12 protein-coding genes are annotated in these 14,340 nt (G+C 72.7%); 2 read left to right on the forward strand and 10 right to left on the reverse strand.

What is annotated here, in order from left to right:
* The 3 genes from ACZ5WK_RS33565 to metK form a co-directional block, all read right to left on the reverse strand.
* Window positions 1–2,115: homocysteine S-methyltransferase family protein (locus ACZ5WK_RS33565; protein ID WP_465553234.1), on the reverse strand; the 2,115-nt coding region annotated here is incomplete at its 3' end.
* A complete protein-coding gene (locus tag ACZ5WK_RS33570; RefSeq protein WP_465553236.1) occupies window positions 2,115–3,059 on the reverse strand; it encodes a carbohydrate kinase family protein in 945 nt (314 codons plus the stop codon). The genes ACZ5WK_RS33565 and ACZ5WK_RS33570, both read right to left, overlap by 1 nt.
* Window positions 3,060–3,121: 62 nt before the next feature.
* Window positions 3,122–4,327 (reverse strand): methionine adenosyltransferase, encoded by a 1,206-nt coding sequence (gene metK / locus ACZ5WK_RS33575; protein WP_465553238.1) that lies wholly within the window; start codon window positions 4,325–4,327, stop codon window positions 3,122–3,124.
* Between the two features lie 179 nt (window positions 4,328–4,506).
* Between metK and ACZ5WK_RS33580 the strand changes: the two genes are divergently transcribed.
* Window positions 4,507–5,727 (forward strand): FAD-dependent oxidoreductase, encoded by a 1,221-nt coding sequence (locus tag ACZ5WK_RS33580; RefSeq protein ID WP_465553240.1) that lies wholly within the window; start codon window positions 4,507–4,509, stop codon window positions 5,725–5,727.
* A gap of 84 nt (window positions 5,728–5,811) precedes the next feature.
* On the opposite strand, the gene ACZ5WK_RS33585 is transcribed toward ACZ5WK_RS33580, so the two are convergent.
* A complete protein-coding gene (locus ACZ5WK_RS33585) occupies window positions 5,812–7,416 on the reverse strand; it encodes a right-handed parallel beta-helix repeat-containing protein (protein ID WP_465553242.1) in 1,605 nt (534 codons plus the stop codon).
* 140 nt (window positions 7,417–7,556) lie between these two features.
* Window positions 7,557–8,309 carry an SDR family NAD(P)-dependent oxidoreductase gene (locus ACZ5WK_RS33590; protein ID WP_465553244.1) on the reverse strand — a complete coding sequence of 251 codons (753 nt, stop codon included), beginning with the start codon at window positions 8,307–8,309 and terminating at the stop codon, window positions 7,557–7,559.
* A gap of 212 nt (window positions 8,310–8,521) precedes the next feature.
* Here ACZ5WK_RS33590 and ACZ5WK_RS33595 point away from each other — a divergent pair, with 212 nt between their 5' ends.
* A complete protein-coding gene (locus ACZ5WK_RS33595; RefSeq protein WP_465553246.1) occupies window positions 8,522–10,006 on the forward strand; it encodes an MFS transporter in 1,485 nt (494 codons plus the stop codon).
* 79 nt (window positions 10,007–10,085) lie between these two features.
* Here the strand turns inward: ACZ5WK_RS33595 and ACZ5WK_RS33600 are convergent, their stop codons facing one another.
* From ACZ5WK_RS33600 to ACZ5WK_RS33620, 5 genes are all read right to left on the reverse strand, one after another.
* Entirely contained in the window at window positions 10,086–10,856 is a 771-nt protein-coding gene (locus ACZ5WK_RS33600; RefSeq protein WP_465553248.1) for an SDR family NAD(P)-dependent oxidoreductase, read from the reverse strand.
* Window positions 10,857–10,864: 8 nt separating this feature from the next.
* Window positions 10,865–11,563, reverse strand: coding sequence for an SDR family NAD(P)-dependent oxidoreductase (locus ACZ5WK_RS33605; RefSeq protein ID WP_465553250.1), 699 nt, complete (start codon window positions 11,561–11,563; stop codon window positions 10,865–10,867).
* Window positions 11,564–11,602: 39 nt separating this feature from the next.
* On the reverse strand, window positions 11,603–12,835 hold the full coding sequence (locus tag ACZ5WK_RS33610) for a cytochrome P450 (protein ID WP_465553252.1): 1,233 nt from the start codon (window positions 12,833–12,835) through the stop codon (window positions 11,603–11,605).
* Entirely contained in the window at window positions 12,832–13,515 is a 684-nt protein-coding gene (locus ACZ5WK_RS33615; protein ID WP_465553254.1) for a TenA family protein, read from the reverse strand. The genes ACZ5WK_RS33610 and ACZ5WK_RS33615 overlap by 4 nt, the downstream gene beginning before the upstream one ends.
* A 101-nt stretch (window positions 13,516–13,616) precedes the next feature.
* Entirely contained in the window at window positions 13,617–14,234 is a 618-nt protein-coding gene (locus tag ACZ5WK_RS33620; protein WP_465553256.1) for a PadR family transcriptional regulator, read from the reverse strand.
* Window positions 14,235–14,340: the final 106 nt, after the last annotated feature.

Genomic DNA, 14,340 nt, shown 5'->3' on the forward strand with positions numbered 1-14,340 from the left:
GAACGGCAACTGCATCTGCCCCGAACCGAACAGCTCACCGACCACCTTCATCCCGGCCAGCAACGTCCCGTTGACGATCTCCAACGCCGGACGGAACGCCAACGCCTCGTCCAGATCCCCCTCCAGGCCACCCCGCTCGCCGTCGACGATCCGGCGCCGCAACCGCTCCTCCAACGGCAGCGCGGCCAGCTCCTGCGCCTTGGACGCCCTCACCGACGCCGAGGAGACGCCCTCGAAGAGCCGGAGCAGCCTCTGCAACGGGTCATAGCCCTCACTCCGGCGGTCGTAGACCAGATCGAGCGCCACCTCACGCTGCTCCTCGGGGATCCGCGCCATCGGCAGGATCTTGGAGGCGTGCACGATCGCCGAGTCCAGCCCGGCCTCCACACACTCGTTCAGGAACACCGAGTTGATCACCACACGGGCCGCCGGGCTCAACCCGAAGGAGATGTTGGACAGGCCCAGGGTGGTCTGCACGTCCGGGTGGCGGCGCTTGAGCTCGCGGATCGCCTCGATCGTCTCGATGCCGTCCCGGCGGGACTCCTCCTGCCCGGTGCCCAGGGTGAACGCCAGGCAGTCGACCAGGATCGACCCCTCGTCGATGCCGTACTCACCGGTCAGCTGCGCGATCAGCCGCTCGGCGATGGCCACCTTGGCCTCGGCGGTGCGGGCCTGCCCCTCCTCGTCGATGGTCAGCGCGACCAGGCCGGCGCCGTGCTCGCGGGCCAGCGACGCGATCCGGCCGAAGCGGCTGTCCGGACCGTCACCGTCCTCGTAGTTCACCGAGTTCAGCAACGCCCGGCCACCCAGCGCCTCCAGCCCCGCCCGCAACACCTCCGGCTCCGTGGAATCCAGCACAATCGGCAGCGTCGACGCGGTGGCCAGCCGCCCGGCGATCTCCCGCATGTCGGCGACGCCGTCGCGGCCGACGTAGTCCACACACAGGTCCAGCAGGTGCGAGCCGTCCCGGATCTGCTCACGGGCGATCTCCACGCAGGCCTGCCAGTCCCCGGCCAGCATCGACTCACGGAACTTCTTCGACCCATTGGCATTCGTCCGCTCACCGATCGCCAGATACGACGTGTCCTGACGGAACGGCACCGCCTGGTACAACGACGCCGCCGACGGCTCCGGACGCGGATCACGGCCGACCACCGGACGGCCCTGCACGCGCTCCACCACCTGCCGCAGATGCTCGGGCGTGGTGCCGCAGCAGCCGCCGACCAGCGACAGCCCGTACTCGCGGGTGAACACGTCGTGGGCGTCGGCCAGCTCGGACGGGGAGAGCGGATAGTGCGCGCCGTCCCTGCCCAGCACCGGCAGACCCGCGTTCGGCATGCACGACAGACCGACCCTCGCGTTCTTCGCCAGGTAGCGCAGATGCTCGCTCATCTCCGCCGGGCCGGTCGCGCAGTTCAAACCGATGTAGTCGACACCGAGCGGCTCCAGCGCCGCCAGCGCCGCACCGATCTCCGAGCCGAGCAGCATCGTGCCGGTCGTCTCCACCGTCACCTGCACCAGCACCGGCAGATCCAGACCCGCCTCCGCCAACGCCCGCTTGCAACCCAGAACAGCCGCCTTGGTCTGCAGCAGGTCCTGACTCGTCTCCACCAGCAGCGCATCCGCACCACCCGCGATCAGGCCGGCCGCGTTCTGCCGGAAGCCGTCGCGCAGCACCCCGTACGGGGCGTGGCCGAGCGTCGGCAGCTTGGTACCGGGGCCGATCGAACCCAGCACCCAGCGGGTGCGGCCGTCGGCGGCGTACGCGTCCGCCGTCTCGCGGGCGATCCGGGCGCCGGACTCGGACAGCTCGAAGACCCGCTCGGAGATGTCGTACTCCCCCAGCGCCGAGAAGTTGGCGCCGAAGGTGTTGGTCTCCACACAGTCCACACCCACCGCGAAATACGCGTCATGGACCGAACGCACGATGTCGGGCCGCGTCACATTCAGGACCTCGTTGCAGCCCTCCAGGTCCTGGAAGTCCTCCAACGACGGATCCTGCGCCTGGAGCATCGTGCCCATCGCACCGTCGGCCACCACCACCCGGGTGGCAAGCGCCTCACGCAACGCATCTGCGCGACTCTGCTGCTGTGCCGTTCCGTTCCGCGGCGTCATCAGGCGCCGACCGGGGTGTCGTCGGTGCGGCCGATCAGCTCCGCGGCCGAGACGCGGTACTCCTGGGTGCCGACCGTCTGCAACACCTCGGTGGCGAGGGCGCAGCCGAGGCGGGCCGCGCGGGGCATCGGCCACCGGCGGGCGAGGCCGGCCAGGAATCCGGCCCGGAAGGCGTCGCCGACACCGGTGGGGTCGGCGACGTGGTCGGTGGGCACGGCGGGGACGAGCAGCGGTGCCGCGTCGCTCCGGAGGATGCGGACGCCGTCGGCACCGAGTGTGGTGATCCAGGTGCCGACCTCCTCGAGGATCTGCCGCTCCGTCCAGCCCGCGGTCTGCTGGAGCAGTGCGGCCTCGTACTCGTTGGTGAAGAGCAGGTCCGCGCCCTGGACGAGGTGGCGGACCGCTGCCCGGTCGAGCCGGGCGAGTTGCTGGGACGGATCGGCCGCGAAGGAGAGGCCGAGGGTGCGGCACTCCTCGGTGCGGCGGATCATCGCCTGGGGGTCGTCGGGGGCGATGACGACGAGGTCGAGCCCGCCGACGCGGTCCACGACGGGGGCGAGGCGGATGCCACGGGCCTCGCTCATCGCCCCCGCGTAGAACGTGGCGATCTGGTTCTGGTCGGCGTCGGTGGTGCAGACGAATCGCGCGGTGTGCCTGGTCCGGCTGATCAGCACGGACTCGGTGTCGACGCCGGCGGCCTGCAACCAGGCGCCGTAGTCGGCGAAGTCGGCACCGGCCGCGCCGACCAGGACGGGACGCAGGCCCAGGCTTCCCAGCCCGAAGGCGATGTTGGCCGCGACCCCGCCGCGCCGGACCTCGAGGTCGTCGGCGAGGAAGGAGAGCGACACCTTGGACAGCTGGCCCTCGATCAACTGGTCCGCGAACCGCCCTGGGTAGACCATCAGATGGTCGGTGGCGATCGAACCGCTGACAGCGATACGCACGGCGGTGCCTCCTCGGGGCAACGGTGGGGCGACGGGTTCGGCGGGGCTCGGTTCGGCGGGGCTCAGGCCAGGGCGACGGCCCGCAGCTTCTCCACCCGGTCGGCGCGCTCCCAGGTGAAGTCGGGCAGTTCCCGGCCGAAGTGGCCGTACGCGGCGGTCTGGGCGTAGATGGGCCGCAGCAGGTCGAGGTCGCGGATGATCGCGGCCGGTCGCAGGTCGAAGACCTCGCTGACGGCGTCCTGGATCCTGGCCACCGGAACGGTCTCGGTGCCGAAGGTCTCCACGAACAGGCCGACCGGCTCGGCCTTGCCGATCGCGTACGCGACCTGCACCTCGGCGCGGCGGGCGAGGCCGGCGGCGACGATGTTCTTGGCCACCCAGCGCATCGCGTACGCGGCCGAGCGGTCCACCTTGGACGGGTCCTTGCCGGAGAAGGCGCCGCCGCCGTGGCGTGCGTAGCCCCCGTAGGTGTCGACGATGATCTTGCGGCCGGTCAGGCCGGCGTCGCCCATCGGGCCGCCGATCTCGAACCGCCCGGTGGGGTTGACCAGCAGCCGGTAGTCGCTGGTGTCCAGGGCCAGGCCGGCCAGCACCGGTTCGACGACGAACTCGCGGATGTCGGGGGCGAGCAGCGAGTCGAGGTCGATGTCGGCGGCGTGCTGGGTGGAGACCACCACGGTGTCGAGGCGGACGGCGCGGTCGCCGTCGTACTCGATGGTCACCTGGGTCTTGCCGTCGGGGCGCAGGTAGGGGACGGTGCCGTCCTTGCGGACCTGGGTGAGGCGCTGGGCGAGCCGGTGGGCCAGCGAGATCGGCAGCGGCAGCAGCTCGGGCGTGTCGTCGCAGGCGTAGCCGAACATCAGGCCCTGGTCGCCGGCGCCCTGTCGGTCGAGTTCGTCGGCCTCCTCCTGACCGGCCCCCTCGACGCGGGTCTCGTAGGCGCTGTCCACGCCCTGCGCGATGTCGGGCGACTGGGAGCCGATGGAGACCGAGACGCCGCAGGAGGCGCCGTCGAAGCCCTTGGCGGAGGAGTCGTAGCCGATCTCCAGGACGGCCTCCCGGACCAGGGCGGCGATGTCGGCGTAGGCGCTGGTGGTGACCTCACCGGCGATGTGCACCTGGCCGGTGGTGATCAGCGTCTCGACGGCGACCCGGGACGTCGGGTCCTCCCGTAGGAGGGCGTCGAGGATGGTGTCGCTGATCCGGTCCGCGATCTTGTCGGGGTGGCCCTCGGTCACGGACTCCGAGGTGAAGAGACGGCGGGACACGCTTCCTCCGAAGGGTCGGCTGCCATGGGCTGGCGGGGCCCGCACAGCCTGGGAGGGCGTTCTTCAGCTCGGCTCGAGCCCGGCTGGAAGGGCCGCCGCGGGCAGGGGCCTCGAGCCGGACCTGAGCGGTGCGGCGCATCGTGCGGGTGTCCCGTACACGGCGGTGAGGAGAGGTGTCCATGGCGACGACGACGGGCCGGCCGGCCTTCCGGGTGCTGGTGATCGGCGGTGGGATCGGCGGTCTCAGCCTGGCGCAACGGCTGCGGCAGGCCGGGGTGGACGTCCGGGTGTACGAGCGCGACGAGTCGGCGGACGGCCGCCGGCAGGGCTACCGGCTGCGGATCAGCCCGGAGGGCGAGGCCGCGCTGCGGGCCTGCCTGCCGGCCCGGCTCACGGAGCTGGTGGCGGCGACGGCCAACACCCGGGACGATGCCGGGCTGGCCGCCTACGACGAGCAGCTGACGGAGCAGTGGGCGCCGAGGTTCGAGGATCCGCGGGCGGACCGGGCCGACAAGATCGACGCCGTGGACCGGGTGACCCTGCGCCGGATCCTGCTGGCCGGACTGGCGGACACCGTCCACTTCGGCAAGAACTTCGAGCGGCTCGCGCACACGCCCGACGGCCGGGTGACGGCCTACTTCGCGGACGGCACCGAGGCCACCGGCGACGTGCTGGTGGCGGCCGACGGCACCAACTCCCGGGTCCGGGCGCAGCTGCGGCCGGGGGACGCTCCCCAGGACCTCGGCATCCGGACGGTGTTCTCCCGGATCCCCCGGGACGCGGCGATCGCGGCCGGCCTGCCGGCGGCGCTGCAGGACCGGTTCTCCTATGTGATCGGCACCGACGGCCATCACCTCGGCCTGATGCCGATGCTGTTCCGCGAGCGCCCCTCCGCCGCCGCCGCGAGGCTGGCGCCCGAGGCGGAGCTGGCGGACGGCGAGGACTACTACATGTCCGTGTTCAACGTGCACCAGCAGGACCTCGGCCTGTCGGAGGAGGAGTTCTTCGCGCTGGACGGCGAGGAGCTGTGCGCGCTGGTCGTCGAGCGCACCCGGGCCTGGCACCCGGACCTCCGCGGGATCTTCGGCTTCGCCCAGCCGGAGACGACGTTCGCCGTCGCGCTGCGCGCCACCCGCCCGGTGGAGGCCTGGGAGACCGGCCCGGTGGTCCCGTTGGGCGACGCGGTGCACGCGATGCCGCCGTCCGGGGGCGTAGGGGCGAACACGGCGCTGCGGGACGCGCAGGCGCTCGGCGCGCTGCTGGCCGAGGTGGCGGCGGGCCGGCGGGAGCTGGCGGACGCGGTGGCGGAGTACCAGAAGGGGATGATCGAGTACGCCACGGAGGGGGTCGAGATGTCGCTGAGGATCGCCGACTGGTCGATCAAGAAGGCCGCGGGCTGATCCGGGGCCGGACGACGCGGGAGGGGTGGGCCGGACGATCCGGCCCACCCCTCCCGTTCTATCCGGCCCGCCGGTCGCTCCCGGTCAGGACACCGTGCCCTCGTAGGCGCCGATGTTCGGCGCGGCGTCGGAGGGCACCGGGGCGCCGCCGCAGTCCCGTCCGCCGTTGAGGGCGATCCGGACGCCGGCGCGGACGGCCGGGGACCCGCACGTCAGCCGGTAGCCCTGCGGGCCCGTGCCGGGCGCGGCGAACAGCGGGTCGGCCTTGACCGCGTGGAGGTCGCCGGCGGGGACCTGGTCGATGTTGAAGTACAGGTTGTGGTCGAAGGTGCTCACCGGGTCCGTGATGGTCGAACCGCCCGGCCGGCCGTAGAAGATGTTGTTGCGGTAGGAGACCACGGACTGGCCGTAGTTGCCGATCAGCGCCTTGGCGACGGAGGAGTACACCACGTTGTTGTAGAAGGAGAGGTTGGTCATGGTGACGCCGCAGCCGTTGAAGACCACCGGGAAGACGGCGCCGTTGTAGACGGCGTCGTGGTCGTTCTGGCTGATGTTGTAGCGGACGGTCACGCCGTCGCTGAACTGGCCCGGGGCGGTGCAGAAGGCGAGGAAGCCGCCGCCGTTGTCGTGGCTGTAGTTGTACTGGTAGACGACGTCCTGGTTCGAGCCGTCCGCGTCGAAGGCCATCATCGGCGGCGAGCTGGCGCCGTGCGAGACGTCGTTGTACTCCATCACGGAGTGGTCCGCGTTCCACACCCAGACGCCGGAGTGGTAGGCCGTGGCCCGCAGGCCGAACCCGTCGACGACGTTGTGGTCGATCAGCGGGGAGACGGCGTTCTGGACCACTATGCCGTCCCCGCCCATGTCGGCCAGGCGGTTGCCGGTGACCCGGACGTTGGTCATCGGCACGAAGTGGTTGGTGCCGGTCGGGAAGAGGTCCCGCTTGGACCACTGGGAGACGGTGGCGATGCCGTAGCCCTCGGTGGTGGTGACGGTGCTGTTCGCGACCCGGATGCCGTCGAAGGTGGTGGGCGTGGTCGAGCCGGCCGCCTTGAAGACGATGCCGCCGCTGGCCTCGTCGATCGGACCGGTGCTGTCGATGCTGGTCACGTCGTGGACGTTGACGTTCTCGACGACGTAGTGGCTGCCGGTGCCGTAGTCGGTCAGCAGCACGTAGATGCCGGTGCGGACGGTACCGTCCTGGGCGGCCTTGTTGGAGACGTCGAGGTTGCGGATCTCCCAGCCCTGGCTGTTCTGCAGGAAGACCGCGGCGCGGGCGCCGCCGCCGGTGATCGCGGCGCGGGCGGTACCACCGTACGAGCCGATGGTGACCGGCCGGTCCGCGGTGCCGGAGCCGAGCGGGGCCAGCTGCCCGGCGCAGGTGGTGCCGCTGCGCAGCAGGATCGAGTCGCCGGGCCGGAAGGTGGCGCCGTTGACCTTGGCGAGGCTGTGCCAGGCGGCGGCGGCGGTGGTGCCCGCGGCCGCGTCGTTGCCCGCCGCGCAGTCGACGTAGTACTGGTGGCCGGTGGTGTCCGCGTGGGCGGCCGGCGCGGCGACGACGGCGGGGGCGGCCGCGAGGGCCAGACCCACGACCGCTCTGAGGGTGCCACCGAGGAAGCCGGGGCGCCCTGGCGGCCGGCCGCGCCGGACGCCGGTCCGGTCTCCGGCCAGCGGGTTGCGGATGCTCATGACTGTTCCTTCCGATCGGGAAAACGCGGGACCGCCGGCGGTTTTCCGGCCGGCGGCGCTGCCTGCGAGGATGTGAGGGACCGCCCGACGCGCGCTCGGGCGGCGCTCGAGCGCGCGTCGGGCGCGGGTGGGGCCGGCCGTCAGCGGCCGCCCGCGGGGTGGATGACCTGCCCGCTGATGTTCCCGTTGGCCGCCGAACCGAGGAAGACGATCAGCCGGGCGACCTCGTCGGCGGTGCTCAGCCGGCCGCTCGGGGTCTCGGCGACGGCCTTCTCCAGCAGCGCCGGGTCGACCGCCTCGAGGCTCTCGGTGATGGTGCCGCCGGGCGCGACCACGTTGGCGAGTACGCCGTCACCGGTCCACATCAGGCCGCGCACGAAGCCGTGCAGGGAGGCCTTGGCCGCGCTGTAGATCTCCGAGCCCGGATTGCCGTGCATCGCGGTGACGGAGGAGAGCAGCACGATCCGGCCGAAGCCGCGTTCGCGCATCCCGCCGAGTGCCTGGCGGACCGTCCACAGGTGACCCTCGACGTTCTCCCGGTACCGGCCGAGCCAGAAGTCCATCGGGAACTCCTGGTAGGGCACCATGTCCTCGGGATTCATCCACACCCAGGTCTGGGCGTTGGCGACCAGGACGTCGACCCCGCCCCAGGCCTCCTCGACGGCGGCGACCGTCTCCGCGATCGACTGCGGGTCGGCCAGGTCGTAATGGTGGGCGGACGCCCGGTCGGCGCCGCCGAGTTCCTCGACCAGCTTGTCGGCGGCCTCCTTGGACTTCAGGTAGGTGACCGCGACCCGCGCCCCCTCCGCGGCGAACGCCTTCGCCGTTGCCCGGCCTATCCCCCTGGTGGCGCCGGTGACCAGCACCCGCTTGTCCGCCAACCCCAGATCCATGACATGTCCCCTCGTGCTCTGGCGGCGTGGCCCCACAGCCCCGCCGGCACCCCACCCTCGGCAAGGGCGCTCGAACACCGCTCGGGACTCGGTGGAGCGCGGCTCGAGCGGGTCGCCGGCCGTACTCCCCCTCGTGGGTTCCTCGAGTGCTTCTGGAGCGGTCGGGCGCACTGTTCGCGCCGTCCGGCCGTTCCTCGTCGAAAGGCACCACGATGGCCACCTCCGCACCGCCCCTGACCACCGCGCCCGCCCCGGACCGGCTCCGCTGGTACGCCCTGGCGGCGATCCTCACCACCCACTGCATGGACCTGCTCGACGGCATGATGGTGAACACCGTCGCGCCGTCGATCCGCACCGGACTGCACGGCAGTTACGCGGACCTCCAGTGGATGGCCGCCGGCTACACCCTCGCCTTCGCCTCGCTGCTGATCACCGGCGGGCGGCTCGGGGACGTCCTCGGCCGCAGACGGATGCTGCTGGTCGGCACCGTCGGCTTCACCCTCGCCTCGCTGCTGGCCGCCTTCTCGGTCAACCCGCAGATGATCATCACCGCCCGGATCCTCCAGGGAGGCTTCGCCGCGGTGATGGTCCCGCAGGGGCTCGGCATCATGCGCGACCTCTTCCCCGGCCGTGAACTGCCCAAGGCCATCGGCATGATGGGCCCGGTCGTGGGTATCGCCGCGATCGTCGCGCCGGTGCTCGGCGGCGCCCTGGCCACCGGGGACCTCTTCGGTCTCGGCTGGCGCACGGTCTTCTTCATCAACGTGCCGCTCGGCGTCCTCGCGACCGTCGGCACCCTGCGGTACGTCCCCGCCGGGCAGCCCGTCGAACGGGCCGGGCTGCGCCGGCTGGACGGCGTCGGCACGGTGCTGGCCGCCGGGGCGATGGTCCTGGTGGCCTACCCGCTGATGCAGGGCCGCGGCGAGTCGTGGCCCGCCTGGTGCTTCGTCAGCATGGCGTCCGCGCTGCCGGTCCTGGCCCTGCTCGGGCTGCACCAGCTCCGGCGGGCCCGGGCCGGGCGGGTCCCGCTGATCGAGCCGGCCCTGGTGCGCAACGGTCGGTTCGTCGCCGCCCTGCTGGTCGGGATGTTCTACTACATGGCGCTCAGCGGCATGATGTTCGCCCTGCTGGTCCAGTTGCAGACCGCGCACGGCTTCTCGTCGCTGGGCGCCGGACTGGCGATGGTGCCGTGGACGCTCGCCTCGGCGGTCGGCTCGGCGCTGGCCGGCACGGTGCTGGCACGCCGCTGGGACGGCCTGCGCACGCTCCAGGGCGGGCTGGCGCTGCTGGCCGTCGGAGCGGTCGGGGTGATCGCCGTGGTGTCGGCCGGGCCGGACGTCTCCGGCTGGCAGCTGGCGGTTCCGCTGGTGCTGCTCGGGCTCGGCATGGGCGGGGTCCTGACCCCGTACTACAACCTGGCGCTCACCATGGTCGCGGTGCCGGAGACCGGTGCCGCGTCCGGACTGCTCAACTCGGTGCAGCAGTTGGGCAACAGCATCGGGTACGCGCTGCTGGGCACGGTCTTCTTCAGCTACCTGACGGAGGACCCGGCCAGTGCCGACGACGCGCTGCGGGTGACGTTCTGGCTCGCCGCCGGCCTGCTGGTGGCGGCCGGGGCGGCGGCCTTCCTGATGCGCGGACGGACGCTGCGGGCGCCGCGGGCGGGGCTCAAGGCCCAGCCCGAGGTGCCGGCGTAACGGGCCGGGCCCGGGCCCTCCGTGGGGAGGACCCGGGCCCGGCCGGCGCCGGCCGCGCGGTCGGCGCAGCGCGGGGCGGTCAGCGCAGCGCGGGGCGGCTCATCCCGCCGTCGATGGTGTAGTCGGCGCCGGTGATGCTGGGGACCGCGCCGGAGGCGAACAGCACCACCAGGGTGGCGATCTCCTCCGGCTCGATGATCCGGCCGGTGGCCAGCCCGGTCATCCTGGGCACCGCCTCGATGAACTGCTCCGGGGTGAGCCCGGCCTTCTCGGCCGTCGCCGGGTTGGTCCAGACCCTGGTGCGCACCGGGCCGGGCGAGATGGTGTTGACCCGGACGCCGCGCGGGGTGAACTCGGCGGCCAGCGACTTGCCGACGCTGGCGAGCGCGGCCTTGGCGGCCGAGTAGTGGCCGAGCCGCGGGTCGGCCAGGGTGGCGTTCACCGAGCCGATGTTGACCACCGCCCCCCGGCGCTCGACCAGGCTGGGCAGGGCCTCCCTGGTGGTCCGCACGGCGGTGAGGACGTTCAGCCCGAACGCTTCGAGCCAGGTGTCGTCGTCGATGTCGAGGAAGCCGTCGGCCAGCTTCACCCCGCCGCCGACGTTGTTGACCAGGATGTCGATGCCGCCGAACTCGGCGAGCGCGTGCTTCACCAGACGCCGCCCGCCGTCCTCGGTGGCGAGGTCCACGGCGAGCGTGTGGGGTGTGGCGTCGAGCAGCTCCGGACCGACGGTCCGGGAGCCGCCGAGCACGTCCGCGCCGGCGGCTGCCAGGGCCCGGACGCAGGCCAGCCCGATCCCGCTGCCGGCACCGGTGACGACGGCCTTGCGGCCGGTCAGGTCGAATCGCATGGGGTCTCCTACGAGGTGGGTCGGCGTTGTTCGGCGAAGAAGCGGCCGCTCGGGCCGGCGGCCGGGAGGTCGGCCAGGTCGGCGATGAACCGGGCCGCCTCCTCGGGCAGTTGCTGCTGACCGGGCATCATCCGGGTCCGGACCCGCCCGGGGTTGACGGCGTCGACCCGCACACCGGTGCCCTCGGTGTGGCCGGCCAGCAGCGTGGTCAGCCCGTTGAGGGCGCTCTTGGAGAGCGAGTAGCCGGGGGCGCCCGCGAACAGCCGGCCGCCGAACTCGGCGGTCGTGCCGCTGGAGAGCACCAGCACCTGGCCCCGGCCCCGGCGGACCATCGCCGGGACGAACGCCTGGACCACCCGCCAGGTGCCCAGCAGGTTGACCCGCAGGGTCTGTTCGACCAGGTCCAGCGGGACGCTCAGCGGGTCGGTGCGGGCGTCCAGCAGCACCCCGGCGTTGCAGATCAGCAGGTCGACCGGGCCGGCCGCCGCGGCGGCGCGCTCGACGCTCTCCGGGTCGGTGGTGTCCAGGGCCTGCCAGCGGGTGCCCAGCTCGGCGGCGGTCGCGCGGGCGTCCTCGGCGGAGCGGGCGGTCAGCACCACGTCGGTGCCCCGCCGGTGGAGTTCGGCGGCGACGGCCCGGCCGATGCCCCGGTTGGCGCCGGTGATCAGCGCGGTGCGGCGCGCGGGGCCGTCCGGTCCGGCGGTCACGGCTTCACGTCCATGTCACGGTCTCCAGTCCCCGCCGGGTCAGCGGAAGCGCAGCGGCAGGTACTTGACGCTGTTCATGAAGTTGGTCGCCGGCCGGACGGGGTCGGCGGTGAGTTCCAGGCGGGGCAGCAGGTCGACCACGCCGTCCAGGAACTGGCGCAGCTCCATCGCCGCCAGGCCGTTGCCGATGCAGACGTGCGGGCCGCCGCCGCCGAAGCTCACGTGCTGGTTGGGGGTGCGGCCGACGTCGAAGCGGTCCGGGTCGGCGAAGACCCTCTCGTCGCGGTTGGCGGAGCTGTACCAGAGCACCACCGTGTCGCCGGCCGCGACGGGCTGCCCGGCGATCTCGGTGTCGGTGACAACCCGGCGGGCGAAGTGGGTCACCGGGGTGACCCAGCGCAGCACCTCGTTGGCGGCCGACGGCACCAGGCTCCGGTCCGCGCGCAGCCTGGCGAGTTCGCCGGGTGCCTCCAGCAGGGCGAGGACCGCGCCGGTGACGGAGCAGTAGGTGGTTTCGATGCCCGCGGTGATCAGTGTGGAGGCGAAGAGGCCGACCTCGTCGGCGGTGAGCCGGTCGGGCAGGCCGAGCCGGTCGGCGCCCTGGAGCCGGGCCGCGAGCAGCAGCGAGAGGCAGTCGTCGGCGGGGTGCGCGGCGCGGTGACGGGCGAAGTCCAGCAGGTACTCGTGGATCAGCTGGAACGGGTTGCCCCCGCCGCCGTCCGCCTCGCCCCCGCCGGCTTCGCCCTCGCCCTCGCCCTCGTCGCCGAGGTTGACCGTGCGCCGGGCCCAGCCGAGCATCATGGCGCGGTCCCGGTGGGGGATGTCCAGCAGTTCGAGCAGCACCTCGAAGGGCAGCCGCAGTGCGATCGTCTCGGCGAGGTCGAAGGTGCCCTGCTCGCGGGCCTCGGCGAGCAGGCTGTCGACGATGCCCCGGACCGGCCCTTCCAGGGCGGCCAGCCGGGCGGGGGCGAAGGCCTTGAAGGTGAGTTTGCGGATCCTGGTGTGGTCGGGGCTGTCGAGGAAGGTGATGATCGGCGGGCTGGGGTCGACCTTGCGGATCGAGGTCATGGTGGTGGGGCTGGAGGAGAAGGTCCTGGCGTCCCTGGAGACGGCGGCGACCTCGCCGTGGCGCACCACGTGCCAGAGCGGTTCGCCGTCGGTGTCGACGCCCTTGACCAGGCCTTCGGTCTGCCGCAGCCGGCGGAAGTACGCGTGCGGGACGCCGTCGGCGAAGGAGGCCGGATCCATCAGGTCGAGGTCCTGGGCGGTCATCGGGCTGCCTTTCCGGCGAGACGTGCCGGCGCGCCGGCGCAGCAGTCGGCGAACGCGATCTCGTGCCCGACGCCCTCGGCGAAGTGGTCGATGAGCAGGCGGCGCTGCGCCGGGGTGGCGGCGGCGCCGGCGCGGTCGGCGAGGTCGCGGAACGCCTGGACGGCGTACCGGTAGGACTCGCCGGGGTGGTAGGCGGTGATCCACGGCAGGTAGCGGGTGCCGGGCTCGGCGTGGTCGCGCAGATGGTCGGAGACCTCGGCGTTGAACCAGACCATGGGCAGCAGGGCGCCGAGGCCCGCGTGGAAGGAGTGCGCGGCGGAGGTGGTGAAGAAGGCGGCGTGCGCGGCCACGGCGGGTTCGGCGGGGCCGTCCCCGCCCGGGGCGGGCAGCCGCAGCTCGTCCGCGAGCGCGCCGTAGGCGGCGCGCAGCCCGTCCCGGGCCTCCAGGGTGCCGAGGACGGACTGCGCGAGCAGCGCGGTGTCCGCGTCGTCCCGGGCGGACGCGGCGCAGCGGGCGAGTGCGCGGGCGTAGGCGGGCAGCAGGTGGCCGGTGTCCTGGCGGACGAAGCGGGCCAGGGCCTCGGCGGGCAGGGTGCCGCGCCGCAGGCCGGTCCAGAACGGATGGTCCAGCACCCGGCGCAGGGCCGGTGCGCTGATCTCGGCGAGTTCCCGGTGCAGCATCGCTCTCCCTCTCGGCGTCGTCGGCCCTCGGGTGGGGACGCTAGGCAGACGCGCTCGAAGGAGCCTGGGGCCCGCCTCGACGGCGGGTGGTGCGCGGCGGGTCAGTCGAGGTCGGCGGCGGGGCCGGCGAGTGCGGTGAGCTCCTCCCAGGACCAGGTGAGCCGGCCCGCCTCGATGTCCTCGACGACGGCGGTGAGCCAGGCGAGTTCGGCGGCGGCCATGGTGCGCTGGTAGTCGGTCTCCAGCAGGACGACCCGGCCGAGTCCGTCGTCGCTCTCCTCGGCGAGGGTGGCCTCCAGCTGCTCCAGGGTGCGGGTGACGGCCCGGACGCGGCGTTCCAGGACGGCGCGGGTCTCGTCCGGGGTGAGCATCAGCGCGAACGAGAGCGCGACGGGGAACTGCGGGAACTCCTGCTTGGGGGTGCCGAGCATGTCGAGCAGCCAGGCCCGGGTGGTCTCCCGGCCGGCCTCGGTGACCTTGTAGAGGGTGCGTTCCGCGTACTGCTGGTCGCGTCCGACCTCGTGCACCTCGACCAGGCCGGCGGCCTGGAGCCGCTCGATGGTCCGGTAGATGCCGGCCCGCTGGTTGACGTTGACGACCTGGTCCTTGCCCCACTGCTTGATCAGCCGCTGCATGCCGTAGGGGTGCAGCGGCTGGTAGTGCAGCAGCGACAGGACGGTCAGGGCGAGCGGGGAGCTGCGGAGTGCGGTGTCGGCCATGGGCGCATCGTACGGCCGCGCCACCGTCCCCCGGCAACTAGTCATCGCAGAACCAGTTGACATGGAACTAGTTGCACTGCAACTATGAAGAAGTCAGCACGGAAGC

It is taken from the genome of Kitasatospora sp. NPDC032757, from assembly GCF_055579305.1.